23 protein-coding genes and 1 tRNA gene are annotated in these 24192 nt (G+C 68.2%); 22 read left to right on the top strand and 2 right to left on the bottom strand.

What is annotated here, in order from left to right:
- Window positions 1-5 precede the first annotated feature (5 nt).
- The 18 genes from fmt to ACI3KT_RS03405 all read left to right on the top strand — a co-directional run bounded on the left by fmt (window position 6) and on the right by ACI3KT_RS03405 (window position 19134).
- Complete coding sequence (gene fmt, locus ACI3KT_RS03320; protein ID WP_404902566.1) at window positions 6-923, top strand: methionyl-tRNA formyltransferase; 918 nt, start codon at window positions 6-8, stop codon at window positions 921-923.
- Window positions 920-2359 carry an RsmB/NOP family class I SAM-dependent RNA methyltransferase gene (locus tag ACI3KT_RS03325; RefSeq protein ID WP_404902568.1) on the top strand — a complete coding sequence of 480 codons (1440 nt, stop codon included), beginning with the start codon at window positions 920-922 and terminating at the stop codon, window positions 2357-2359. Before fmt ends, ACI3KT_RS03325 begins: the two co-directional genes overlap by 4 nt.
- Window positions 2360-2363: 4 nt before the next feature.
- The gene (rpe, locus tag ACI3KT_RS03330) at window positions 2364-3056 is read left to right on the top strand and encodes a ribulose-phosphate 3-epimerase (RefSeq protein WP_404902570.1); all 693 of its coding nucleotides are present in this window, start codon (window positions 2364-2366) and stop codon (window positions 3054-3056) included.
- Window positions 3053-3316: a phosphoribosyl-ATP diphosphatase gene (locus ACI3KT_RS03335; RefSeq protein ID WP_307296920.1), complete on the top strand. Its 264-nt coding sequence runs from the start codon at window positions 3053-3055 to the stop codon at window positions 3314-3316. The genes rpe and ACI3KT_RS03335 overlap by 4 nt, the downstream gene beginning before the upstream one ends.
- 38 nt (window positions 3317-3354) lie before the next feature.
- Window positions 3355-4194 (top strand): ATP phosphoribosyltransferase, encoded by an 840-nt coding sequence (gene hisG, locus ACI3KT_RS03340; RefSeq protein WP_292909810.1) that lies wholly within the window; start codon window positions 3355-3357, stop codon window positions 4192-4194.
- On the top strand, window positions 4194-4955 hold the full coding sequence (gene hisF, locus ACI3KT_RS03345) for an imidazole glycerol phosphate synthase subunit HisF (RefSeq protein ID WP_404902572.1): 762 nt from the start codon (window positions 4194-4196) through the stop codon (window positions 4953-4955). The genes hisG and hisF overlap by 1 nt, the downstream gene beginning before the upstream one ends.
- Window positions 4952-5305: a phosphoribosyl-AMP cyclohydrolase gene (gene hisI, locus ACI3KT_RS03350; protein WP_292909814.1), complete on the top strand. Its 354-nt coding sequence runs from the start codon at window positions 4952-4954 to the stop codon at window positions 5303-5305. Before hisF ends, hisI begins: the two co-directional genes overlap by 4 nt.
- Window positions 5305-5895, top strand: a complete 591-nt coding sequence (locus tag ACI3KT_RS03355) for a Trp biosynthesis-associated membrane protein (protein ID WP_404902573.1) — start codon at window positions 5305-5307, stop codon at window positions 5893-5895. Before hisI ends, ACI3KT_RS03355 begins: the two co-directional genes overlap by 1 nt.
- Before the next feature lie 49 nt (window positions 5896-5944).
- The gene (locus ACI3KT_RS03360; protein WP_292909818.1) at window positions 5945-6175 is read left to right on the top strand and encodes a DUF6704 family protein; all 231 of its coding nucleotides are present in this window, start codon (window positions 5945-5947) and stop codon (window positions 6173-6175) included.
- On the top strand, window positions 6175-6951 hold the full coding sequence (trpC, locus tag ACI3KT_RS03365) for an indole-3-glycerol phosphate synthase TrpC (protein ID WP_292909820.1): 777 nt from the start codon (window positions 6175-6177) through the stop codon (window positions 6949-6951). Before ACI3KT_RS03360 ends, trpC begins: the two co-directional genes overlap by 1 nt.
- The gene (trpB, locus tag ACI3KT_RS03370; protein ID WP_292909822.1) at window positions 6948-8156 is read left to right on the top strand and encodes a tryptophan synthase subunit beta; all 1209 of its coding nucleotides are present in this window, start codon (window positions 6948-6950) and stop codon (window positions 8154-8156) included. Before trpC ends, trpB begins: the two co-directional genes overlap by 4 nt.
- The gene (gene trpA / locus ACI3KT_RS03375) at window positions 8153-8980 is read left to right on the top strand and encodes a tryptophan synthase subunit alpha (protein ID WP_292909824.1); all 828 of its coding nucleotides are present in this window, start codon (window positions 8153-8155) and stop codon (window positions 8978-8980) included. Before trpB ends, trpA begins: the two co-directional genes overlap by 4 nt.
- Before the next feature lie 10 nt (window positions 8981-8990).
- Window positions 8991-10019, top strand: a complete 1029-nt coding sequence (gene lgt, locus ACI3KT_RS03380; protein ID WP_307296901.1) for a prolipoprotein diacylglyceryl transferase — start codon at window positions 8991-8993, stop codon at window positions 10017-10019.
- 137 nt (window positions 10020-10156) lie between these two features.
- On the top strand, window positions 10157-14680 hold the full coding sequence (gene gltB, locus ACI3KT_RS03385) for a glutamate synthase large subunit (protein WP_292909876.1): 4524 nt from the start codon (window positions 10157-10159) through the stop codon (window positions 14678-14680).
- Complete coding sequence (locus ACI3KT_RS03390; RefSeq protein ID WP_292909828.1) at window positions 14673-16139, top strand: glutamate synthase subunit beta; 1467 nt, start codon at window positions 14673-14675, stop codon at window positions 16137-16139. Before gltB ends, ACI3KT_RS03390 begins: the two co-directional genes overlap by 8 nt.
- Before the next feature lie 54 nt (window positions 16140-16193).
- Complete coding sequence (gene pyk, locus ACI3KT_RS03395) at window positions 16194-17642, top strand: pyruvate kinase (protein ID WP_292909830.1); 1449 nt, start codon at window positions 16194-16196, stop codon at window positions 17640-17642.
- Between the two features lie 68 nt (window positions 17643-17710).
- Window positions 17711-18475: an alpha/beta fold hydrolase gene (locus ACI3KT_RS03400; RefSeq protein ID WP_404902575.1), complete on the top strand. Its 765-nt coding sequence runs from the start codon at window positions 17711-17713 to the stop codon at window positions 18473-18475.
- Window positions 18472-19134, top strand: a complete 663-nt coding sequence (locus ACI3KT_RS03405; RefSeq protein WP_404902576.1) for an esterase/lipase family protein — start codon at window positions 18472-18474, stop codon at window positions 19132-19134. The genes ACI3KT_RS03400 and ACI3KT_RS03405 overlap by 4 nt, the downstream gene beginning before the upstream one ends.
- 31 nt (window positions 19135-19165) lie before the next feature.
- On the opposite strand, the gene ACI3KT_RS03410 is transcribed toward ACI3KT_RS03405, so the two are convergent.
- Window positions 19166-19251 (bottom strand) — tRNA-Leu (locus tag ACI3KT_RS03410).
- A 100-nt stretch (window positions 19252-19351) separates the two neighbouring features.
- Here ACI3KT_RS03410 and ACI3KT_RS03415 point away from each other — a divergent pair.
- The 3 genes from ACI3KT_RS03415 to ACI3KT_RS03425 all read left to right on the top strand — a co-directional run bounded on the left by ACI3KT_RS03415 (window position 19352) and on the right by ACI3KT_RS03425 (window position 20992).
- Window positions 19352-19966 carry an ANTAR domain-containing response regulator gene (locus ACI3KT_RS03415; protein ID WP_045258564.1) on the top strand — a complete coding sequence of 205 codons (615 nt, stop codon included), beginning with the start codon at window positions 19352-19354 and terminating at the stop codon, window positions 19964-19966.
- Between the two features lie 3 nt (window positions 19967-19969).
- Window positions 19970-20536, top strand: coding sequence for a GNAT family N-acetyltransferase (locus ACI3KT_RS03420; RefSeq protein WP_404902578.1), 567 nt, complete (start codon window positions 19970-19972; stop codon window positions 20534-20536).
- A gap of 180 nt (window positions 20537-20716) precedes the next feature.
- Complete coding sequence (locus ACI3KT_RS03425; RefSeq protein ID WP_404902580.1) at window positions 20717-20992, top strand: hypothetical protein; 276 nt, start codon at window positions 20717-20719, stop codon at window positions 20990-20992.
- Window positions 20993-21042: 50 nt separating this feature from the next.
- On the opposite strand, the gene ACI3KT_RS03430 is transcribed toward ACI3KT_RS03425, so the two are convergent.
- Window positions 21043-21462 carry a hotdog fold thioesterase gene (locus ACI3KT_RS03430; RefSeq protein WP_404902582.1) on the bottom strand — a complete coding sequence of 140 codons (420 nt, stop codon included), beginning with the start codon at window positions 21460-21462 and terminating at the stop codon, window positions 21043-21045.
- Window positions 21463-21507: 45 nt separating this feature from the next.
- Here ACI3KT_RS03430 and polA point away from each other — a divergent pair, with 45 nt between their 5' ends.
- Entirely contained in the window at window positions 21508-24141 is a 2634-nt protein-coding gene (polA, locus tag ACI3KT_RS03435; protein ID WP_404902584.1) for a DNA polymerase I, read from the top strand.
- Window positions 24142-24192 lie beyond the last annotated feature (51 nt).

Raw genomic sequence — 24192 nt, forward strand, 5'->3', positions numbered from 1 at the left:
CCTTCATGCGCCTCGTCTTCGCCGGCACGCCCACGGCTGCCGTTCCCACCCTTCGTCGGCTCGCAGCCGAGCAGGACATCGCGGCGGTCGTCACGCGCCCCGACGCGCCGCTCGGGCGAAAGCGCGTGCTGACCCCCTCGCCCGTGGCCCAGGCGGCCGAAGAGCTCGGGCTTCCGATCATCAAGGCCGCGCGCCTCGACGACGAGGCTACGGCCGCGATCACCGTGCTGGGTGCGGATCTCGGTGTCATCGTCGCGTACGGCGGGCTGGTACGCGAACCCCTGCTCTCGGCGCCGGCGCACGGCTGGATCAACCTCCACTTCTCGCTCCTGCCGCAGTGGCGGGGAGCCGCTCCGGTGCAGCGCGCCCTGATCGCCGGCGACACCGAACTGGGGGCGAGCGTGTTCCAGCTCGTGCCCGCTCTCGACGCCGGAGACGTGTTCGCCACGCGAGTCATCGAGGTGACGGCTGAGGCCACCGCGGATGCGGCGCTCGATGCCCTCGCGGTCGGCGGCGCCGAACTCACCGCAGAGGTGGTCTCGTCGATCGCGGACGGCTCTGCCTCGGCGCTTCCTCAGGAGGGCGCACCGACCCTCGCCCCCAAGCTCGCACTCGAGGACGGGCTGCTCGATTGGAGCGAGCCGCTCGAACGGGTGTTCGCGCGGTTCCGCGGCGTGACGCCAGAGCCGGGCGCGCACACGACGGTCGACGGCATCCGCGTGAAGGTGCTCGCCGCGTCGCCGAGCACGCAAGAGCAGCTCGAGCCGGGTGAGATCGTCGCGACGAAGACCGCTCTGCTGATCGGCACGGCGACACGGCCACTCGCCGTCAGTCGTGTGCAACCGGCGGGTAAGGGCGCGATGAGCGCCGTGGACTGGTGGCGCGGCCAGCGCGCGGTCGAAGGTCTGCGAGCGGGCGCATGAGCGGGGAGCAGCGCGGAGGCCACCGCCCCGGTCCGGCGCGAGCCGGACGGAGTCGCCCCGAGCGCGCGGTCCAACCCGCCAGGCGAGTCGCCTACGACGTGCTGCGGGCCGTGTCCGCCTCCGACGCGTACGCGAACCTCATGCTCCCGTCCGTGATCGCCGAGGCGGGACTCGACCCGCAGGACGCCGCGCTCGCGACCGAACTCACCTACGGCACTCTTCGCCGCCGAGGCACGTACGACGCCATCATCTCCGCCGCCGCGGATCGCCCGGCCTCCGAGATCGATCCCGCCGTGCTCGACGCCCTGCGTCTGGGGGTCCATCAGCTGCTCGCGACCCGCGTCGCACCGCACGCGGCGGTGAACGAGTCTGTGAACATCGTGGCGGCGTCCCAGGGTCGGGGAGCGTCGAGCTTCGCCAACGCGGTTCTGCGCCGGATCTCCCGGGAGAGCGCCGAGCACTGGCAGGAGCGCATCGAGTCGGAGGCCCGTTCCGACGATGAGCGTCTGGCTCTGCGCACCGCTCACCCCGTCTGGGTGATCAGGGCGCTGCGGCGTGCCCTCGCCGCGGAAGGCCGCGCGCCGGAGCTCGATGCGCTCCTCGACGCCGACAACGCCTCGCCCGAGGTGACCCTCGTGGCTCTGCCCGGACTCGCCGAGACGGGGGAGCCGCGGCGGCCCTATGCGTCTACGGCGTTCGCATCGCCCGGCGGCGATCCTCATCGCATCGTCGCGGGATCGGGTGGGCGTGTTCGCGTGCAGGACGAGGGCTCGCAGCTGGTCGCGCTCGCGCTGGCCGCCGTCGAACCGATCCGTGCGGGAGAGCGCTGGCTCGACCTGTGCGCGGGCCCTGGGGGAAAGACCGCACTGCTCGCCGCGATCGCTCATGAGAACGGCGTCGTGCTGGAGGCCAATGAGGTCGTCCACGCCCGCGCCGGCCTGGTACGCAGCGCGTTGCGGCCTGTGCCCGGCGAAGTCGTCGTGCACGAGCAGGATGGCCGTGCGCTCGCGAGCAGCCGCCCCGGCGCCTTCGACCGCATCCTCGTGGACGCCCCCTGCACGGGTCTGGGCGCGCTGCGCCGCCGCCCCGAGGCGCGCTGGCGGAAGTCGCCGGCCGATGTGGCCGAGCTCGTGCCGCTGCAGACCGGACTGCTCAACGCCGCTCTCGACGCGCTCGCGCCTGGCGGGATCGTCGCCTACGTGACCTGCTCGCCGCACCTGGCCGAGACCACGGGCGTGGTGCAGGAGGTGCTGCGCGAGCGACCGGGTTTCATCGAGCTCGACGCACGCGCGGTGGTCGCGGACCTCGCCCAGACTCCGATCGACCTCGCCGAAGACGGCTCAGGGCGCGTGCAGCTATGGCCGCACCGTCACGGCACCGACGCGATGTTCCTTGCACTCATCCAGCGGCCCGCATCCGATACCCAGGGAGACTGACACCATGCACCTGCACCACCCGCTTCCTCGTGCGCCCCGGATCAACCCGAGCATTCTCGCGGCCGACTTCGTGAACATGCAGCGCGACCTCGCGAAGATCGCCTCGGCGGACTTCGCGCACGTCGATGTGATGGACAACCACTTCGTCCCCAATCTGACGTTCGGCCCGCAGATGGTCGAGCGCATTCAGGCAACGAGCCCGGTTCCCCTCGATGTGCACCTGATGATCACGGATCCTGATCGCTGGGCACCCGGCTATGCGGAGCTGGGAGCAGCGAGCGTCACCTTCCACCTCGAAGCCGCCGCGGATCCCGTCGCACTGGCGAGGACGCTGCGCGGAATCGGCGCACGCGCCGGCGTCGCGATCAAACCGGGCACCGCGGGGGAGAGCCTGTACGACATCATCGACGAGTTCGACCAGATCCTCGTCATGACGGTCGAGCCGGGCTTCGGCGGCCAGGGTTTCATGACCGAGACGATGCCCAAGCTCCGCGGGCTGGCCGATGAGGCGAAGCGTCGCGGATCCGACGTGTGGCTGCAGGTCGACGGGGGCATCTCCGACAGCAGCATCGAGATCGCCGCGGCGGCCGGCGCCGACACGTTCGTCGCCGGATCCGCCGTCTACGGAGCAGATGACGTGGAAGCGGCCGTCATCCGGCTGAGGGACCTCGCCAGAGCGGCTAGCCTGGAATCGTGAAGACTTTCGACGAACTGTTCGCCGAGCTCAGCCACAAGGCGCAGACTCGCCCCGAAGGCTCGGGCACGGTCGCCGAACTCGACGGTGGAGTCCACACGATCGGCAAGAAGATCGTGGAGGAGGCCGCTGAGGTGTGGATGGCGGCCGAGTACGAATCCGACGAGGCCGCGGCCGAGGAGATCTCGCAGCTGCTCTATCACCTGCAGGTGATGATGATCGCGAAGGGTCTGTCCCTCGCCGACGTCTACCGACATCTGTGATGCGCTCCGCCCCACTCGTCTCGACCTGAAGGCTGTTCATGCTGCGCATCGCTGTTCCCAACAAGGGGTCTCTCTCCGAGACCGCCGCCGACATGCTCGCGGAGGCCGGCTATGCCGGACGCCGCGATCCCAAGACCCTGCACGTCGTCGACGCCGAGAACGACGTCGAGTTCTTCTTCCTCCGTCCCCGTGACATCGCCACATATGTGGCCTCCGGCGCCCTCGACGTCGGCATCACCGGCCGCGACCTGCTCCTCGACGTGCAGCAGACGGCGACCGAGATCGAGCAGCTGGGGTTCGGCGGTTCGACCTTCCGCTTCGCGGGACCTCCCGGGCGCTTCTCGTCGATCGACGACCTGAACGGCGTGCGCGTGGCGTCGGCCTACCCTGGGCTCGTCGGCGCCTTCCTGCGCGAGCACGGCGTGACCGCCGAGCTCGTGCAGCTCGACGGCGCGGTCGAGTCGGCGGTGCGACTCGGAGTCGCGGATGCCGTCGCCGACGTCGTGTCGACGGGCACCACTCTGCGTCAGGCGGGACTGGAGATCTTCGGTCCGGTGATCCTCGAGTCCGAGGCCGTCCTGATCAGCCGTCCCGGCGAGGCCGAAGGCACCGACACCCTCCTGCGCCGTCTGCGCGGCGTGATGGTCGCCCGGCGCTTCGTGCTGCTCGACTTCGACCTGCCGGCGGAACTCGTCGACCAGGCCACGGCGATCGCGCCCGGTCGCGAATCGCCGACCATCTCCCCGCTGCGCGACCCGAAGTGGGTCGCCGTGCGCGTCATGATCCCGCGCCGAGGCGTCAACCAGGTGATGGACGACCTCTACGCGCTCGGCGCCAGGGCGATCCTTGTCACCGCCATCCACGCCGCGAGACTCTGATGACGCTCGCCAAGCGTGTGATCCCGTGTCTGGACGTCGCCGACGGACGCGTCGTGAAGGGAGTGAACTTCGAGAACCTCCGCGACATGGGCGACCCCGTCGAGCTCGCACGGCACTACGCCGCGCAGGGCGCCGATGAGATCACGTTCCTCGATGTCACGGCGACCGTCGACGCCCGTGCGACGACCTACGACGTGGTGCAGCGCACGGCCGAGCAGGTCTTCGTGCCGCTGACGGTCGGCGGGGGAGTACGCACGGTCGACGACGTCGCCCGGCTGCTCTCGGTAGGCGCCGACAAAGTGGGGGTGAACTCGGCTGCGATCGCCCGTCCGGCTCTGATCGGCGAGATCGCCGACCGCTTCGGTGCGCAGGTGCTCGTGCTGTCGCTCGACGTCAAGCGCGCCGACACGACGCCGTCCGGCTTCGTCGTCACGACGCACGGCGGCCGCCGGCAGACCGATCTCGACGCGATCGAGTGGGCCCGCGAAGCGGCCGAACGCGGAGCCGGAGAGCTGCTCGTCAACTCGATCGACGCCGACGGCACTCGCGACGGCTTCGATCTCGAGCTCGTGGGGCTCATGCGCGAAGCCGCATCCGTTCCCGTGATCGCCTCGGGCGGGGCGGGAGCTGTGGAGCACTTCGCTCCGGCGATCAAGGCCGGTGCGGATGCGGTCCTCGCCGCGAGCGTCTTCCACACGGGTGCACTCACCGTGGGCGATGTGAAGGACGCGCTGCGCGCGGAAGGAGTGCTGGTCCGATGAGCATCGAAGACAGAATCGCTCAGGTCGTCTTCAACGCCGACGGTCTCGCCCCTGTGATCGTCCAGCAGTTCGACACGCGCGAAGTGCTCATGATGGCGTGGGTGAACGACGAGGCGCTCCGCCGGACGCTCACGTCCGGACGCGCCGTGTACTGGTCGCGCTCCCGGCAGGAGTACTGGCGCAAAGGAGACACGTCCGGCCACATCCAGGTCGTGCACGAGGCCAGACTCGACTGCGACGGCGACGCGATCCTGCTGATCGTCGATCAGACCGGGCCCGCCTGCCACACCGGCACCCGCACCTGCTTCGACACGACCGACCTCGAGGCCGTCGCCGGAACAGGCGCCTGATGGAACTCGCTCGACGGGGTCGCTCGATCGCAGTCTCCGGATTCCTGCTCGGCGGCGCGATCGGCATAATCTCCTCCACGCAGACCTGGCTCACGGTCCAGCGCGCAGACGCCGGCTCCGACATCCTCGTCCCCGGTGCATCCGCGCTGCCGTTGCTCGCCCCGCTCAGCCTCGCCGTGCTCGCTCTGGGCGCTGCGCTTTCGCTCACCGGGCGGGTGCTGCGCCTGATCTTCGGCGTCCTGGCCGGCGCGGTCGCCATCCTGCTGGGCTGGAACACGCTGCAGCTGCTGCTGTCGACGCCCGTCGGTGCGGTGTCTTCGACGATCACGGAGACGACCGGCCTCGCCGGCCCCGAGGCGCTCGAAGGCGTGATCGGCGCGATCATCCCGTCGGCCTGGCCGCCCATCGCACTCGCGGGCTGGGTGATCCTCCTGCTCGTCGCCGTCGTCGTGCTTCTCACCGGACGCAGCTGGAAGAGCGGCGGTCGCCGCTACCGGACAGATGCCGAGACGCAAGGAGCAGCGGCCGGTCCTGTCGACGCGATCGATTCCTGGGATGAGCTTTCGCGTGGCACCGACCCGACACGATGACCCCGATAGACTGAATCAGATCCCGCAACGCCGTCCCCCGGAGGAGAACATGACCAACTCGATCGCTGACCCCGGCCACGGACACTCGCCTGCTGCCTGGGCCGCCGTGATCATCATGCTCCTCGGATTCTCGCTCGGCACGCTGTTCTTCTGCCTCGAGCAGCCCACCCTGGTGTGGGCATCCGTCGTGCTCATCCCGGTCGGCGCCCTCGTGGGCTGGATCCTGTCCAAGGCCGGTTACGGCGCGAAGGGCCCCAAGTACCAGCCGAAGGCGCACTAGTGGTCCTCGCCGACCTGACGGCCGGCGCTGTCGCAGACGCCGAGCGTCGCAAGCTCACCCGGCCGCTGGCCGAGGTCGAGCGCGCCGCCCTCGCGCGACCGGACGCCAAAGACGCCCTCGGCTTCCTCGCGCCCGCCGATCGTGTGAAGATCATCGCCGAGGTCAAGCGTGCGAGCCCCTCACGCGGCGACCTCGCCGAGATCCCCGATCCTGCCCTGCAGGCGTCGCTGTACGAGACGGGTGGAGCCTCCGCCATCAGCGTCCTCACCGAGGAGCGTCGTTTCGGCGGCAGCCTCGCCGATCTCGAGGCCGTCACCGCTCGTGTGTCGCTGCCCGTGCTCCGCAAGGATTTCATCGCGACGCGCTATCAGGTGCTCGAGGCCAGGGCCGCCGGCGCCGACCTCGTCCTGCTGATCGTCGCGGGTCTCGAGCCCGCCGTGCTGAAAGAGCTCTTCGGCTTCATCACCGAACTCGGAATGACGCCCCTGGTGGAGACGCACTCGGCTGACGAGCTCGAGGCGGCGATCGATCTCGGCTCGCCGCTGATCGGCGTGAACGCCCGGGATCTGAAGACCCTCGAACTCGACCGCGACCTGTTCGGTCGTCTGGCCGATCGCATCCCCGACTCCGCTGTCAAGATCGCCGAGTCGGCGGTGCTCACGCCCGCCGATGTCATGCACTACCGCTCAGCGGGGGCGGACGTCGTCCTGATCGGAGAGGCGCTCGTCACGGGCGACCCGGTCGCCACCCTCAAGAGCTTCCTGGAGGTCCAGTGAGTCTGCGTGACCAGCACGGTCCGCTGTTCGGCGAGTACGGCGGGCGGTACATGCCCGAGTCGCTGATCGCGGCCATAGACGAGCTGACCGAGGCGTACGCCGAGGCGATCGTCGACCCCGGGTTCCGTGCGGAGCTCGCGCATCTCCTGAGCTCCTACGCGGGCCGGCCGTCTCCTCTCACGGAGGTCGCGCGCTTCGCCGAGCACGCGGGCGGCGCTCGCGTCTTCCTCAAGCGCGAAGACCTCAACCACACGGGTTCGCACAAGATCAACAACGTGCTCGGACAGGCTCTGCTCACCAAGCGCCTGGGCAAGACACGTGTGATCGCCGAGACCGGCGCCGGTCAGCACGGAGTCGCGACGGCGACGGCGGCTGCGCTGTTCGGCCTCGACTGCACGATCTACATGGGTGAAGTCGACACCGAGCGTCAGGCGCTCAACGTCGCCCGCATGCGTCTGCTCGGGGCAGAGGTCGTCGCGGTGACCTCGGGTTCGCGCACCCTCAAGGACGCGATCAACGACGCCTATCGCGACTGGGTCGCCTCGGTCGAGACGACCAACTACATCTTCGGCACGGCAGCCGGACCTCATCCGTTCCCGGCCATGGTTCGCGACTTCCAGAAGATCATCGGCGAAGAGGCTCGTCAGCAGCTTCTCGACGAAGTGGGTCGGCTGCCGGATGCCGTGATCGCCTGCGTGGGCGGCGGCTCCAACGCGATCGGCATGTTCGACGCCTTCCTCGACGACGAGGACGTCAAGCTCTACGGCGTCGAAGCGGCGGGCGACGGCGTCGACACCGCCAAGCACGCTGCCTCGATCGAGCGTGGCCGCCCGGGCATCCTGCACGGCGCGAAGACCTACGTGCTGCAGGACGAGGACGGGCAGACGATCGAGTCCCACTCGATCTCTGCGGGGCTGGACTATCCGGGCGTGGGTCCTGAGCATTCCTGGCTGGCCGACATCGGCCGCGCCGAGTACATCCCGGCCACAGATGACGAGGCCATGCAGGCACTGCGGCTGCTGAGCCGCACCGAGGGGATCATCCCTGCAGTGGAGTCCGCGCACGCCCTGGCCGGCGCGCTGCGCCTCGGCAAGGAGATGGGACCAGATGCCGTGCTGGCCGTGTGCCTGTCGGGTCGCGGTGATAAAGACATGGACACGGCGGCGAAGTACTTCAAGCTCTATGACGAAGGAGCCTCCGCATGAGCGCCGACGTCAGCGTCGGAACCGGCCGCGTGGAAGCGGCGATCCAGAAGGCCGAGGCCGCGGGTCGCAGCGCGTTCGTGGGCTACCTGCCGGTCGGGTTCCCCGACCTCGAGACGAGCATCCAGGCTGCGATCGCCCTCGCCGAGAACGGTGTCGACATCATCGAGCTCGGTCCGCCGTACAGCGATCCGGTGATGGACGGCTCCGTGATCCAGGAGGCCACGACTGCGGCGCTGGCGAACGGTTTCAAGATGAAGGACCTGTTCACGGCCGTGCGCGCGATCTCCGCCGCGACCGACGTACCCGTCCTCGTGATGACGTACTGGAACCCCGTGTTCCAGTACGGCGTGGACCGTTACGCCGACGACCTGCTCGCGGCCGGCGGCGCCGGCCTGATCACTCCGGACATCACGCCCGAGGTGGCAGGGGAGTGGATCGCCGCAAGTGAGCGCACGGGCCTCGACCGTGTGTTCCTCGCCGCTCCGACATCGACGGATGCCCGCCTCGACCTGGTCGTCGCGGCGTCCACCGGATTCGTCTACACGGTCTCGACCATGGGCATCACGGGCGAGCGAGCCGAGCTCGACCGAGCCGCGCGCACCCTCGTCGGGCGTCTGCGCGAGCACGGCGCGAAGCGCGCCTGCGTGGGCATCGGCATCTCCACCGCCGAGCAGATCGCGGGCGTCAGCGAGTACGCTGACGGCGCGATCGTCGGCACTGCACTCGTCCGCGCCCTCCGCGACGGCGGCATCCCCGCCCTCGCCGAAGTCACCCGCACACTGGCCACCGGCACGTCGTCGGCGCGCCCCGTACACGAGAACTAGAATCGCACTCATGTCCCTCGCGCTCCACAGCACCTTCACCGGCGTGCTCGCCAGCATCCCGAGCCCTCCCGTCGCTTATTTCGACCTGGGCCCGATCCGCATCCACTTCTACGCGCTCTGCATCATCGCGGGCATCATCGCCGCTGTGCTGCTGACGAACCGCCGCCTGACGCGGCGCGGGGCTGAGCCGTGGGTCGTGATCGACATCTCGATCCTCGCCGTGCCGCTTGCGATCATCACCGCGCGGTTCTACCACGTGTTCACGCACCCGAACGACTACTTCGGGGCGGGCCACAACACGTGGAACCCCTTCCAGCCCGGCTCGATCTGGGCCATCTGGGAGGGCGGCATCGCGATCTACGGCGCGCTGATCGGCGGAGCGATCGGCGCCTGGCTCGGCTGCAAGTGGACCGGCATCCGCTTCTGGACCTTCGCCGACGCCCTCGCGCCCGGCCTGCTGCTCGCGCAGGCGATGGGGCGCTTCGGCAACTGGTTCAACCACGAGCTCTTCGGCCTCCCCACCGACCTGCCGTGGGGTCTGGAGATCGAGTCGACGAACTCCGCGTTCCCCCCTGGCCTGCCCGAGGGCACGCTGTTCCACCCCACCTTCCTGTACGAGGTGATCTGGAACGGTCTGGGCGTCATCGTCCTGCTCTGGTTGAGCCGCAAGGCGACCGCACTGCAGTGGGGACGCCTGTTCGCGATCTACCTGATCTGGTACAGCGCCGGTCGCATCGTGTGGGAGTCGATCCGCATCGATCCCAGCGAGATCTACTTCGGGCTGCGCAGCAACGTGTGGGCCGCGATCCTCGGCGTCGTCGTGGGCCTCGTGATCCTCGTCGTGCAGAGCCGCAGGCACCCCGGCCTCGAGCCGTCGCCGTACCAGCCGGGTCGCGGCCGGAACGATGTCGACGCTGTTGTAGACTCGCAGAACAATCCCTCTGACTTCGTGGACCTCAGCGAGCCTGATGCCGAAGAAGTCCCCGCAGGAGCCGCAGCCACAAGCACCGCTCCCACGGAAGCGGAAGGCTCCCGCTAAGCCGCCGTTCCGTGCGGAACCCCATGCATTCGCCCGGCCAATGACGTCCCCGGGTCTCCCCGACTGATCTGAGGACGGTTCAGGTGTATTTCCAGCCTCCCTACGGCGCATCCGGCGCCTACCCCCCGAAGCAGGGCATGTACAACCCCGCGTTCGAGAAGGATGCGTGCGGCCTCGCCATGGTCGCGACCCTGCGGGGCGAAGCGGGCCACGACATCATCGCCCTGGCTCTGGAAGCACTGCGCAACCTCGAGCACCGCGGTGCGATCGGCTCGGATGCCGGTACCGGAGACGGTGCGGGCATCCTCACGCAGATGCCGGATGCCTTCCTGCGGGCCGTCACGGGCTTCGAGCTGCCGCCGGTCGGCGAATACGCCGCGGGTCTGGCATTCCTCCCACGCGACTCGAGCCAGCGCCGCCAGCAGAAGGCCGGCATCGAGAAGATCGCGAAGGCCGAGGGACTGCGCGTGCTCGGCTGGCGCGAGGTCCCGACGGTGAACGAGCACCTCGGCAAACTCGCCGATGAGGCGCGGCCCGCCTTCGAGCAGCTCTTCGTGAGCGCCGGGGGAGCGACCCACGCCGATGCTCCGCTCACGGGCATCGCCCTCGACCGCGTCGCCTATCGCCTGCGCAAGCGCGCCGGTCACGAGCTCGGCGCCTACTTCGTCACGCTGTCCGCGCGCACGCTCGGCTACAAGGGCATGGTCACGACGCTGCAGCTCGAGCCGTTCTACCCCGACCTGCAGGACGAGCGCTTCGCGAGCGAGCTCGCCGTGGTGCACTCACGCTACTCCACGAACACCTTCCCGTCGTGGCCGCTCGCTCAGCCTCTTCGCATGCTCGCGCACAACGGCGAGATCAACACGGTCGGCGGAAACCGCAACTGGATGCGCGCGCGTCAGTCGCAGCTCGAGTCCGAACTTCTCGGCGACATCGAACCGCTGCTGCCGATCTGCACCGACGGCGCGAGCGACTCCGCCTCCTTCGACGAGGTGCTCGAACTGCTGACGCTGACGGGCCGCAGCCTGCCGCACGCCATCATGATGATGGTTCCCGAGGCCTACGAGAAGCAGTCCGACATCTCGCCCGAGCTGCGCTCGTTCTACGAGTACCACTCGAACCAGATGGAGCCGTGGGACGGCCCTGCGGCTCTCATCTTCACCGACGGCACGGTTGTGGGCGCGACCCTGGACCGCAACGGTCTGCGTCCCGGGCGCTGGACCGAGACCACCGACGGGCTCATCGTCATCGGCTCCGAGACCGGTGTGCTCACGTTCGAGCCCGAACGCATCAAGCGCCGCGGCCGCCTGCAGCCGGGCAAGATGTTCCTCGTCGACACGGCGCAGCGCCGGATCATCGATGACGAGGAGATCAAGCACGATCTCGCCACGATGCACCCGTGGCAGGAGTGGCTCGACGCCGGGGCGGTCCGCCTCGCCGAGCTGCCCGAGCGCGAGCACATCGTGCACCCGCCCGCCTCGATCACGCGTCGTCAGCGCACCTTCGGCTACACCGAGGAGGAGGTGCGGATCCTCCTGACCCCGATGGGCCAGAACGGCGTCGAGCCTCTTGGCGCGATGGGATCCGACACCCCGATCGCCGTGCTCAGCAAGCGTCCGCGTCTGCTGTTCGACTACTTCACGCAGCAGTTCGCGCAGGTGACCAACCCGCCGCTGGACTCGATCCGTGAAGAGGTCGTGACGAGCCTCAAGCTCGGTCTCGGCCCCGAGGGCAACCTGCTCACGTGGGGCCCCGAGCACACCCGCACGGTGTCGCTCGACTTCCCGGTGATCGACAACGACGAGCTGTCGAAGATCCGTCACATCGACAAGGCCCTACCCGGCCGCTCGAGCGCGACCGTCAAGGGCCTGTATCACTTCGACGTCGGGCCCCAGGCTCTCGCCGAGCGCCTCGACGAGATGTGCGCCGAGGTCGACGAGGCCATCGAACGCGGCGCCGAGTTCATCATCCTTTCGGATCGCGACTCCAACAAGGACCTCACGCCGATCCCCTCGCTGCTCATGGTCGCCGCGGTGCATCATCACCTGATCCGCCGCGAGAACCGCATGAAGGTCGGTCTGATCGTCGAAGCCGGTGACGTGCGCGAGGTGCACCACGTGGCCACGCTGATCGGCTACGGTGCGTCGGCGGTGAACCCGTATCTCGCGATGGAGACCGTGGAGCACCTCGTGCGCACCGGCTACATCACGGGCATCACGCCGGAGAAGGCCGTCCGCAATCTCATCTACGCGCTCGGCAAGGGCGTGCTGAAGATCATGTCGAAGATGGGCATCTCGACCGTGTCGTCGTACGCCGGCGCTCAGGTGTTCGAGGCGATCGGACTCAGCCAGGAGGTCATCGACGCCTACTTCACTCGCACCGAGTCGAAGCTCGGCGGCATCACGATCGAGGACATCTTCGCCGAGAACCAGGCGCGCCACGACTACGCCTACCCCGAGGATGCCGCTGCGCGTGCGCATGAGCGTCTCTGGACCGGCGGCGAGTACCAGTGGCGCCGTGACGGCTCTCCGCACCTGTTCAACCCCGAGACCGTCTTCAAGCTGCAGCACTCGACGCGCGAACGCCGTTACGACATCTTCCGCGAGTACACGAAGATGGTCGACGACCAGGCGTCTGAGCTGAAGACTCTCCGCGGTCTTTTCACGTTGCGCACGGGGCACCGCAAGCCGGTGCCGCTCAGCGAGGTCGAGCCGGTCTCCGAGATCGTCAAGCGGTTCTCCACCGGGGCGATGAGCTACGGCTCGATCTCCAAGGAGGCGCACGAGACCCTCGCGATCGCGATGAACCGGATCGGCGGGAAGTCGAACACCGGTGAGGGCGGAGAAGACGCCGACCGACTGGTCGACCCCGAGCGTCGCAGCGCGATCAAGCAGGTCGCCTCGGGCCGCTTCGGCGTCACCAGCCAGTATCTGACCGAGTCGGATGACATCCAGATCAAGCTCGCGCAGGGCGCCAAGCCCGGTGAGGGCGGACAGCTGCCTCCTCAGAAGGTGTATCCGTGGGTCGCGCGCACACGCGGCGGCACTCCTGGTGTCGGGCTCATCTCGCCGCCTCCTCACCATGACATCTATTCGATCGAAGACCTCAAGCAGCTGATCTTCGATCTGAAGCGAGCCAACCCCGAGGCGCGGATCCACACCAAGCTGGTCAGCCAGTCGGGTATCGGCGCGGTCTCGGCGGGAGTCGCCAAGGCCCTCAGCGACGTCATCCTGGTCTCCGGCCACGACGGCGGAACGGGCGCGAGCCCGCTGAACTCGTTGAAGCATGCCGGCACCCCGTGGGAGCTCGGCCTCGCCGAGACGCAGCAGACGCTCATGCTCAACGGCATGCGCGACCGCGTCGTGGTGCAGGTCGACGGCCAGCTCAAGACCGGCCGTGACGTCGTGATCGGTGCCCTGTTGGGGGCGGAGGAGTTCGGCTTCGCCACCGCGCCGCTCGTCGTCAGCGGCTGCATCATGATGCGCGTCTGCCATCTCGACACCTGCCCTGTCGGCGTCGCCACGCAGAACCCGGTTCTGCGCGAGCGCTTCACGGGCAAGCCCGAGTTCGTCGTGAACTTCATGGAGTTCATCGCCGAGGAAGTCCGCGAGATCCTCGCCGAGCTCGGCTTCCGCTCGATCGACGAGATCGTCGGACGCGCCGAGCTGCTCGGCGTCGACGCGGCCGTCGAGCACTGGAAGTCCGAGGGACTCGACCTCACGCCGATCCTCGAGGGCCCCGCCTTCCCGGCGGGAGAGCCTCGCCGCAGCGGCCGCGCGCAGGACCACGAACTCGAGAAGCACTTCGACGTGCAGCTCATCGACATCGCGAAGGATGCTCTGCTGAACGGCGAGCACGTCGTGATCGAGCTGCCGATCGCGAACACCGAGCGCGCCGTCGGGACCATGCTCGGTCACCAGGTGACCGCACGCCACGGTGCCGCCGGTCTTCCACGCGAGACGATCGACGTGACCCTGCACGGCACCGCCGGGCAGTCCCTCGGCGCCTTCATGCCGTCAGGCATCGTGCTGCGCCTGGAGGGCGACGCGAACGACTACGTCGGCAAGGGACTCTCCGGCGGCGACATCACGATCCGCCCGCCACGCGGCTCGTCGATCGCACCGCACGAGAACGTCATCGCCGGCAACGTCATCGGCTATGGAGCGACATCGGGCTCGATGTTCCTCTCCGGCGTCGTCGGCGAACGGTTCCTCGTGCGCAACTCGGGCGCCACGGCGGTCGTCGAGGGCGTGGGCGACCATGCGCTCGAGTACATGACCGGCGGCGTCGCGGTGATCCTCGGTCCGACGGGACGCAACTTCGGCGCCGGCATGTCCGGGGGAGTGGCCTACGTCCGTTCGCTCGACACGGCTAAGATCAACGCCCAGTCGCTCGGCAGCGGTGAGCTTCTGCTCATGCCGCTGGACCGTGCAGACCTGGAGGTCCTGCGCGGACTCGTCTCCGAGCACGTGGAGCGCACGGCGTCTCCGCTCGGCTCTGAGATCCTCGCGGACTTCGAGAAGATCGCATCCGAGTTCGTGAAGGTCCTCCCGCGTGACTACGCCGCCGTGCGCAGCATGCGCGAGGAAGCAGTGGCCGAGGGGATCGACCCCGACGGCGATATCGTCTGGAACCGCATCCTGGAGGTGACCGGTGGCTGATCCCAAAGGTTTTCTGAAGGTCACCGAGCGCGAGCTTCCCGCCCGCCGCCCGGTCCCCGTGCGCATCCTCGACTGGAAGGAGGTGTACGAGCCCGGTGACCAGGCCGTGCTCCGCCGCCAGGCGAGTCGCTGCATGGACTGCGGTGTGCCGTTCTGTCACCAGGGATGCCCGCTCGGCAACCTGATCCCGGAGTGGAACGACCTCACCTGGCGCGGCGAAGGCCGGGCCGCGATCGATCGACTCCACGCGACCAACAACTTCCCGGAGTTCACGGGTCGGCTGTGCCCTGCGCCCTGCGAGAGCGCCTGCGTTCTGGGCATCAACCAGCCCGCGGTGACGATCAAGCAGATCGAGGTCTCGATCATCGACGAGGCGTTCAGCAAGGGCTGGGTCGAGGCGCAGCCGCCTGCTCGTCTGACGGGCAAGACCGTCGCGGTGGTCGGTTCGGGACCTGCAGGTCTCGCAGCCGCGCAGCAGCTGACGCGCGCCGGCCACACGGTCGCGGTCTTCGAGCGCGACGATCGCATCGGCGGCCTGATCCGCTACGGCATCCCTGACTTCAAGATGGAGAAGTCGCAGCTCGAGGCACGCCTGCGTCAGATGCAGGAGGAGGGCACCCGCTTCCGTGCGGGAGTCGAGATCGGCAAGGACATCAGCTGGGCCGACCTCCGCGCCCGGTACGACGCCGTCGTGGTCGCCACCGGTTCGACCGTGCCCCGTGACCTGGCGATCCCGGGCCGCGATCTCGACGGTGTGCACTTCGCGATGGAGTACCTCGTCGAGTCGAACCATGCGGTCGCCGGCGACAAGGTCCCCGAGCAGATCACCGCCGAGGGCAAGCACGTCATCGTGATCGGCGGCGGCGACACCGGCGCCGACTGCATCGGCACCGCGCACCGTCAGGGCGCCCTGAGCGTCACGAACCTGGCGATCGGCAAGCAGCCGGGCGCTGAGCGCCCCGGTCACCAGCCGTGGCCCATGATGCCGACCGTCTTCGAGGTGTCGTCCGCGCACGAGGAGGGCGGTGAGCGCATGTACCTCGCGTCGACCGTCGAGTTCCTCTCGAACGAGGTCGGCGAGGTCCGCGCCCTTCGCGTGGCCGAGACCGAGTACATCGACGGACGTCGCGTGCCCAAGAGCGGCACCGAGCGCGAGATCCCCGCTGATCTCGTTCTGATCGCGATGGGGTTCACCGGTCCCGAGCAGGACGGCTTCTCCGACGACGTGCGCCCTCAGTTCACCGACCGCGGCAACTTCCAGCGCGACTCGTCGTACCAGTCGACCATTCCCGGCGTCTTCGTGGCTGGCGATGCCGGCCGCGGTCAGTCGCTGATCGTGTGGGCGATCGCGGAAGGTCGGGCCGCTGCAGCGAATGTCGATCGGTTCCTGATGGGCGAGACCGTCCTCCCCGAGCCGGTGCGCCCGACCGATGTCGCGATCGGGCTTCAGCCCGCGTAGGCTGAGCCCGGCATCGTCGCCTGATTTCTATCCCCCTCTACCCTGGAGAATCTGTTGAGACGCGCGAAAATCGTCGCCACCCTGGGCCCCGCAACGTCCACGTATGAAACCGTGCGAGCCATCATCGAAGCGGGGGTCGACGTCGCCCGGCTGAACCTCAGCCACGGTGACTACTCCGTGCACGAGAACAACTACGCGAACGTCCGCCGCGCGGCCGACGACGCCGGCAGGGCCGTTGCGGTCCTCGTCGACCTGCAGGGCCCGAAGATCCGCCTCGGCCGGTTCGAGAACGGCCCCTACGAGCTCCAGGCCGGTGACATCTTCAAGATCACCACAGAAGACATCATCGGCAACAAGGACATCTGCGGCACGACCTTCAAGGGTCTGCCTCAGGACGTCAAGCCCGGCGACTTCCTGCTCATCGACGACGGCAAGGTGCGGGTGGAGGTCGTCGAGACCGACGGCGTCACCGTCACCACCAAGGTCATCGTCGCCGGTGCCGTGTCGAACAATAAGGGCATCAACCTGCCCGGCGTCGCCGTCAACGTCCCCGCCCTGAGCGAAAAGGACGAGGACGACCTGCGCTGGGGCCTTCGCACCGGTGCCGACCTCATCGCGCTCTCGTTCGTTCGCAACGCCTCGGACGTCGACCGCGTGCACGAGATCATGGCCGAAGAGGGCGTCAAGGTGCCCGTCATCGCGAAGATCGAGAAGCCGCAGGCAGTGGACGCGCTCGAGGGCATCGTCGACGCCTTCGACGGCATCATGGTCGCCCGTGGCGACCTCGGCGTCGAGCTTCCTCTCGAGGCCGTCCCGATCGTGCAGAAGCGTGCCGTCGAGCTGGCCCGTCGTATGGCCAAGCCTGTCATCGTCGCGACCCAGATGCTCGAGTCGATGATCAGCAGCCCGGTGCCGACCCGCGCAGAGACCTCCGACGTCGCGAACGCGGTGCTCGACGGCGCCGACGCGGTCATGCTCTCGGGCGAGACCAGCGTGGGCGACTACCCGGTCATCGTGGTCGAGACGATGGCTCGCATCATCGAGTCGACCGAGGAGCACGGCCTCGAGCGCATCCCCCCGCTCAACACGAAGCCGCGCACGCAGGGTGGAGCGATCACCCTCGCAGCCCTCGAGGTCGCCGAGTTCGTCGACGCGAAGTTCCTCTGCGTCTTCACGCAGTCGGGCGACTCCGCCCGCCGCCTGTCGCGTCTGCGCTCGCGCATCCCGATGCTCGCCTTCACTCCGGAGCCCGACATCCGCCGTCGCATGGCGCTGACGTGGGGCATCACGTCCACGCTGGTCGACGTCGTGCAGCACACCGACGCGATGTACCACCAGGTCGACGAGCACCTCCTCGGCAACGGCCTCGCCGAAGAAGGGGACAAGGTCGTCGTGATCTCCGGTTCCCCTCCCGGCATCATCGGCTCGACGAACGACCTCCGCGTCCACAAGGTCGGCGACACCATCCGCGGTGCCGCGCCGATCTACAAGGCCGGAATCTGACGTCACGAATTCGAGGGGGCGGGGCTTCGGTCCCGCCCCCTTCGTCGTCCCCGCGATAGGTTGCAGTCATGGCTGCACACGGACGCCGCCTCGACATCGGCGGTCTCGCATTCCGGGCGATCGAGAGCCAGCGCCCTGCGGGTTCGACGGCGCCCGCGGCTGTGCTGATTCACGGCATCGGGGCGTCGCATCGCTACCTGGCGCGTCTGCACGAGGCGCTCAACGCCGACACGGCCGTCGTGTCGATCGATCTGCCCGGATTCGGCGGCCTGCCCAAACCGGCAGGCGACATCGGCATTCCGAAGATGTCGGCCGCACTGGGCGAGGTCATCGCTGCGCTTGGTCATGAACAGGTCGTGCTCGTCGGGCACTCGATGGGCGCGCAGTGGGCCATCGAGACGGCAGTGCAGCGCCCCGAGCGGGTGAGCATGGTGGTCGCGATCGGCCCGGTCGCCGATGACAGACACCGCACGCCGTTATCCCAAGCGAGGGCTCTCGCACTCGACACGCTGGGGGAGACGCCGTCGATCAACGCGATCGTGTTCACGGACTACCTCCGTTGCGGCGCGCCCTGGTATCAGACTCAGTTGCGGCACATGCTGGCGTATCCGACGGAAGACAAGGCTGCCGCGCTCATGACGCCGCTGCTCGTGATGCGAGGAGGACGCGATCCCGTGGCCGGGCGCGACTGGTGCCGGCGCATCGCAGCCCGCACTCCGGTCGCGCGCTTCGTGGAGATTCCTGGAGGACACCATGTCGTGCAGCAGTCCTCTCCGAGAGCCGTGGCATCCGCGATCCTCATCCACGCGACGCGCCTCTGGTCGCGCCGATGAACGCCCTGCGGAACCTCGGCTGGTGGGCGGCCGACTACGCGTACGCGGCCGTGTGGCAGGTGCGGGCCTTCTTCGGGCGCACGGATGCCGGCTCCTTCGCCAACGGAGACGCCGCGCCGATCGTCGTGCTGCCGGGGGTCTACGAGACCTGGCGTTTTCTGCAGCCGCTCGTCGCGGCCCTGCACGATCGCGGGCACCCGGTCCACGTGCTCGAGGTACTCGCTCACAGCCGTCGGCCGGTGACGGAGATGGCGACACAGGTGACCGACTACCTGCAGCAGCACGACCTGCGCGACGTGATCCTCGTCGCGCACAGCAAGGGCGGATTGGCCGGGAAGCAGGTCATGCTCGGGCCTGCGGCCGACAGAGTGCGCTCGATGCTCGCGATCGCGACTCCGTTCGGCGGGTCGCGCTACGCGCGGCGGATGCCGGTGCGCACGCTCCGGGCGTTCTCGCCCGACGACCCGTCGATCCGCGCCCTGTCGACGCAGGCCGACGTGAACGCCAGGATCGTGTCGGTGTACGCGCGCTTCGATCCGCACATCCCCGAGGGCAGCGAGCTGCCGGGCGCGAAGAACGTCCTGCTCGACACCGGAGGTCACTTCCGGGTTCTCGCGCATCCGCGCGTGATGGCAGAGCTGGCTGCTCTCGCCTCATGAGCGGAGAGCCTGTGCAAAGGCTCGACCTCTCTGGTGCCGGCGGTGGGACTCGAACCCACACGCCCTTTCGGACAAAGCATTTTGAGTGCTCCGCGTCTGCCATTCCGCCACGCCGGCTCGTGTGTCGCACCTTCGACTTTAGCGCAGGGGGAGAGGTGGAACCGCCCGGCGTGCGGCCTGCGGCTTGCACTCGGTACGGCTCTACTAAGATGGACCCGTGACCGAAGAACAGGTTGAGCAGCCCACGGCATCCGCCCCCCGACGCGTCGTCGTCGCCGAGGACGAATCGCTGATCCGTCTCGACATCGTCGAGATCCTCCGCGACAACGGTTTCGACGTCGTCGGAGAAGCCGGAGACGGCGAGACGGCGGTGGCACTCGCGACCGAGCTGCGTCCCGATCTCGTCATCATGGACGTGAAGATGCCCCAGCTCGACGGCATCAGCGCAGCCGAGAAGCTGCACAAGGGCAACATCGCTCCCGTCGTGCTGCTGACCGCGTTCAGCCAGAAGGAACTCGTCGAGCGCGCGAGCGAGGCGGGCGCTCTGGCGTACGTCGTCAAGCCGTTCACGCCGAACGACCTGCTGCCCGCGATCGAGATCGCTCTCGCCCGTCACGAGCAGATCATCACGCTCGAGGCCGAGGTCGCCGACATGGTCGAACGCTTCGAGACCCGCAAGCTCGTCGATCGCGCCAAGGGACTGCTCAACGAGAAGATGGGCCTGAGCGAGCCTGAGGCCTTCCGCTGGATCCAGAAGGCGTCGATGGATCGTCGCCTCACCATGCAGGACGTCGCCAAGGCGATCATCGAGCAGCTCGCGCCGAAGAAGTAGGTGGTGCGTCCGCTCGACGCGGAGCACTCGCTTCGCGCGGTACGCACAGGGGACGGCGCCGCACTGGCGCGCGCCTACACGGCGAACCGCACGCATCTCGCGCCGTGGGAGCCCACGCGATCCGCGGACTTCTTCACCGAGGAATGGCAGGAGAACCACGCGAGGCAGTGCGTGGAGGACGCCGCCGCAGGGCGCAGCATCCGATTCCTGATCGAATCCCACGACGGTGAGATCCGTGGCCGCATGAACATCAACAACATCGTGCGTGGCGCGTTCTGGAGCGCGGATCTCGGCTACTGGATCGACTCCTCGAGCACCGGAAGAGGACTCGCCACCCGGGCGGTCGCTCAGGTGCTGGACTATGCGCGCTCCGAACTGCGACTGCACCGCATGCAGGCTGCCACTCTGCTGCACAACCTCGGTTCGCAACGCGTGCTCGCGGCCAACGGCTTCCAACAGATCGGAACGGCTCCGGAGTATCTGAAGATCGCGGGGGAGTGGCAGGACCATCTGCTGTTCCAGCGGATCCTCCACCCCACCGGTGACCGGCGAACGCACGACGCGTCCTGAATCGATCGCTGATCCTCGACCTTTTCGCAGGCGACGTCAAGGGGGCGGCGCGCACGGCGACGTGCGCCTATCATCGACCCCACGTCGCCTGGCGAGGTGACGCATCGAGCAACGCGAACCGACCTGCTGACCGCGTCGGCTATGTCATCTCCGGTGAGGAAGTCACCGAAGCTCATCACGATGCGCTTCATCAGAACCCTCGCCCTGGCGAAGGCGCACCAGACGGAGATCGTCGAGATCCCTTATCGATCGACCCCCAGTCGGGTGGATCGAATCGAGTTGCGGATCGGCTGGCTGGTCGACATCGGCGTCGTCCGTCACGAGAACGCGGGCCGGGAGCTGCTCGAGCCCGAGACGGTTCAGCATCTCCATGCCACGACGGACTCACTCGAACACGTCGGTTCCCTGGGCGAGGGCTCGTCCCGATCCTGGACGAAGTGGGAATACGACCTCTGAGCGGACTCAGCCCGCAGGCGCGTGTTCTCGACAGCGACGAGTCCGGCTGTTCACTCCACGGTCTTGATCATGTTCGTGATGCGGATGGTGGAGCATCGACGGCCCTGGTCGTCGTTCACCACGATCTCGTGCACGGTGATGCTGCGCCCGAGGTGGATGGGCGTGCAGACACCGGTCACGAGGCCCGACGTCGCCGACCGCGTGTGGGTCGCGTTGATGTCGACGCCGACCGCGAGGCGGCCGGGTCCCGCATGCAGGTTCGCGGCCATCGAGCCGAGCGACTCGCCCAGCACCACGTAGGCGCCGCCGTGCACGAGGCCGACGGGCTGCGTGTTGCCTTCTACCGGCATCGTGGCGACGGAGCGCTCGATGGAGAACTCGGTGAACTCGATGCCCATCTTCTCGGCGAGTGCGCCCATGCCCCGGGCCGTGGCCCACTCGAGCCCTTCGCTCATCGCGACATCGCTCATGAATCCTCCTCAGCGGGTGTCTGCCGTCCTCGTTAGGCTGACAGGGTGACGGACTCCGCAAAGCCTACCCTCATGGTCGTCGACGGCCATTCGCTCGCCTATCGCGCCTTCTTCGCCCTTCCGGTCGAGAACTTCACGACGAAGGACAACCAGCACACGAACGCCATCTACGGCTTCCTGTCCATGTTCGTGAACCTCATCAAGGCCGAGAAGCCGACGCACATGGCGGTGGCGTTCGACACCTCACGTCATTCCTTCCGCACCGACGAGTACCCCGAGTACAAGGCGACGCGCTCTGAGACCCCGCAGGAGTTCCGCGGCCAGATCCCGCTGCTGCAGGACTGCCTCGCGGCGATGTCCATACCGGTGCTCACCAAAGAGGGCATCGAGGCCGACGACATCCTCGCGACGCTCTCCACGCAGGGCGCCGAGCAGGGATACGACGTCCTCGTCGTCTCCGGCGATCGCGACACGATCCAGCTCGTGACCGACGATGTCACCCTGCTGTACCCGTCGGTCCAAGGCGTGTCGCAGCTCAAGCGCTACGACCCCGTCACGGTGCAGGAGCGCTACGGAGTGCGACCAGAGCAGTACCCCGACATCGCTGCGCTGGTCGGCGAGACCAGCGACAACCTGCCAGGAGTGCCGAAGGTCGGCGAGAAGACCGCCGTCAAGTGGCTGACCCAGTTCGGCTCACTCGACGAACTGCTCGAGCGCTCCGCCGAGATCAAGGGCGTCGTGGGCGGCAACCTGCGCGACCACATCGACGACGTGCGCCGCAACCGCAAGCTCAACCGGCTGCTCACCGACGTCGAGCTTCCCGTCGCACCCGGCGACCTGGCGGTGACTCCGATCGACGCCCAGGCCGTCCGCGACATCTTCGCCCGACTCGAGTTCCGCACGCTGCTGCCTCGCGTCTTCGAAGCCGTCGGTGCGGGGGAAGTCGCCGACGACCCCGCATCCGCGGTGGTCCTGCCTCAGCCGGTCGAGCTTGCAGCGGCGGACTTCGCCGCCTGGGCCGAGTCGCAGACGAGCGACGTCGCACTGCGCATCACGACTCACGGCGGGGCACCCGTCCGCGTGGGAGCGGCGACAGAGACCGAGGTGCGTGAACTCGACTGGAACGACGAGGCGGTCCACGCACTGCGCGGATGGCTCGAGTCCGAGAGCCCCAAGGTTCTTCACGATGCGAAGCCGCAGGTGAAGGCGCTGCTGCGGCTCGGCATCCGTCTCGGCGGCCTCGCCTACGACACCAGCCTCGCCGGCTGGCTGCTGCGACCGAGCTTTCCCGACAAGACGCTCGCCGATCTCGTCGAGCGGTATCTCGGCGAGAAGCTCCCCGAAGCAGACCCCACGCAGCTGGTTCCAGAGACCGAGGGGGCGACACCGTCGCAGGAGGCGTGGTTCGCGCTGCGGGTGGCTGCAGCGCTCCGCGAGGACATCCCCGAGTCCGTCGCGCAGGTGCTCACCGACATCGAGCTTCCGACACTGCTCACCCTGGCCGACATGGAGGTCGCGGGCGTCGCGGTCTCGCACGATGTGCTCTCCGGCTTCTCGGGTGAGCTCGGCGCCCGTGCCGAGCTTCTCGCACAAGAGGCGTTCGCCCTGGTCGGGCGCGAGTTCAACCTCGGCTCGCCCAAGCAGTTGCAGGAGGTGCTGTTCGACGACCTGCAGCTGCCGAAGACCCGCAAGACGAAGACCGGCTACTCCACCGACGCGGCTGTGCTCGCCGACCTGCAGGAGAGCAACCCCCATCCGTTCCTCGGGCTGCTGCTGCAGCATCGCGAAGCCACCAAGCTCCGTCAGATCATCGAGTCGCTCGACACCGCCATCGGCGACGATCACCGGGTCCGCACGACATACGTGCAGACCGGCAGCCAGACCGGCCGTCTGTCGAGCACCGACCCGAACCTGCAGAACATCCCCGTGCGCACCGAGGAGTCCCGGCGCATCCGCAGCGCGTTCCAGGTCGGCGAGGGCTACGAGGCGCTGCTCACGGCCGACTACTCGCAGATCGAGATGCGCATCATGGCGCACCTGTCGGGCGACGAAGGCCTGATCGAGGCGTTCAACAGCGGCGAGGATCTGCACCGATTCGTCGGCGCGCGCGTCTTCGGCGTCGAACCGTCCGATGTCACCGCCGCGATGCGTACCAAGGTCAAGGCCATGTCGTACGGACTCGTCTACGGGCTCAGCGCCTTCGGCCTGTCCAAGCAGCTGCGCATCGAGCAGTCCGAGGCCAAGCAGCTCATGATCGAGTACTTCGCGCGCTTCGGCGCGGTGCGCGACTACCTGCGAGCATCCGTGCTGAAGGCGAAAGAGGTCGGTTACACCGAGACTCTCTTCGGCCGTCGCCGACCGTTCCCCGACCTGTCCAGCCCGAACCGCGTGCTGCGCGAGAACGCCGAACGTGCGGCGCTCAACGCCCCGATCCAAGGCAGTGCCGCAGACATCATGAAGATCGCGCTGTTCCACATCCACGACGACCTCCGCACCGAGGGTCTCGCGTCACGTGCGCTGCTGCAGATCCACGACGAACTCGTGGTCGAGGTGGCACCGGGGGAGTGGGATGCCGCCGAACGGATCGTCCGCTCGCGGATGGGCGATGCCGCCGATCTCAGGGTCCCGCTCGACGTCCAGGTCGGCCGCGGCCATGACTGGAACGAAGCCGCACACTGATCGCGGGCACCGAGTTTCCGAGATACTGCGACGGGGTGCCGCGGGCTAGTC

This window comes from Microbacterium sp. ZW T6_19 (assembly GCF_044987465.1).
GTDB classification, from domain to species: domain Bacteria; phylum Actinomycetota; class Actinomycetes; order Actinomycetales; family Microbacteriaceae; genus Microbacterium; species Microbacterium natoriense_A.

Excerpts from the sequence above, each read along its gene's own strand:
- ACI3KT_RS03325 (WP_404902568.1), top strand. The coding sequence starts at position 920 with ATGAGCGGGGAGCAGCGCGGAGGCCACCGCCCCGGTCCGGCGCGAGCC.
- gltB (WP_292909876.1), top strand. The coding sequence starts at position 10,157 with ATGTACAACCCCGCGTTCGAGAAGGATGCGTGCGGCCTCGCCATGGTC.
- ACI3KT_RS03355 (WP_404902573.1), top strand. The coding sequence starts at position 5,305 with ATGGAACTCGCTCGACGGGGTCGCTCGATCGCAGTCTCCGGATTCCTG.
- hisI (WP_292909814.1), top strand. The coding sequence starts at position 4,952 with ATGAGCATCGAAGACAGAATCGCTCAGGTCGTCTTCAACGCCGACGGT.
- ACI3KT_RS03425 (WP_404902580.1), top strand. The coding sequence starts at position 20,717 with ATGCGCTTCATCAGAACCCTCGCCCTGGCGAAGGCGCACCAGACGGAG.
- rpe (WP_404902570.1), top strand. The coding sequence starts at position 2,364 with ATGCACCTGCACCACCCGCTTCCTCGTGCGCCCCGGATCAACCCGAGC.
- ACI3KT_RS03430 (WP_404902582.1), bottom strand. The coding sequence starts at position 21,462 with ATGAGCGATGTCGCGATGAGCGAAGGGCTCGAGTGGGCCACGGCCCGG.
- trpA (WP_292909824.1), top strand. The coding sequence starts at position 8,153 with ATGAGCGCCGACGTCAGCGTCGGAACCGGCCGCGTGGAAGCGGCGATC.
- hisF (WP_404902572.1), top strand. The coding sequence starts at position 4,194 with ATGACGCTCGCCAAGCGTGTGATCCCGTGTCTGGACGTCGCCGACGGA.
- fmt (WP_404902566.1), top strand. The coding sequence starts at position 6 with ATGCGCCTCGTCTTCGCCGGCACGCCCACGGCTGCCGTTCCCACCCTT.
- ACI3KT_RS03360 (WP_292909818.1), top strand. The coding sequence starts at position 5,945 with ATGACCAACTCGATCGCTGACCCCGGCCACGGACACTCGCCTGCTGCC.
- hisG (WP_292909810.1), top strand. The coding sequence starts at position 3,355 with ATGCTGCGCATCGCTGTTCCCAACAAGGGGTCTCTCTCCGAGACCGCC.
- ACI3KT_RS03405 (WP_404902576.1), top strand. The coding sequence starts at position 18,472 with ATGAACGCCCTGCGGAACCTCGGCTGGTGGGCGGCCGACTACGCGTAC.
- ACI3KT_RS03400 (WP_404902575.1), top strand. The coding sequence starts at position 17,711 with ATGGCTGCACACGGACGCCGCCTCGACATCGGCGGTCTCGCATTCCGG.
- lgt (WP_307296901.1), top strand. The coding sequence starts at position 8,991 with ATGTCCCTCGCGCTCCACAGCACCTTCACCGGCGTGCTCGCCAGCATC.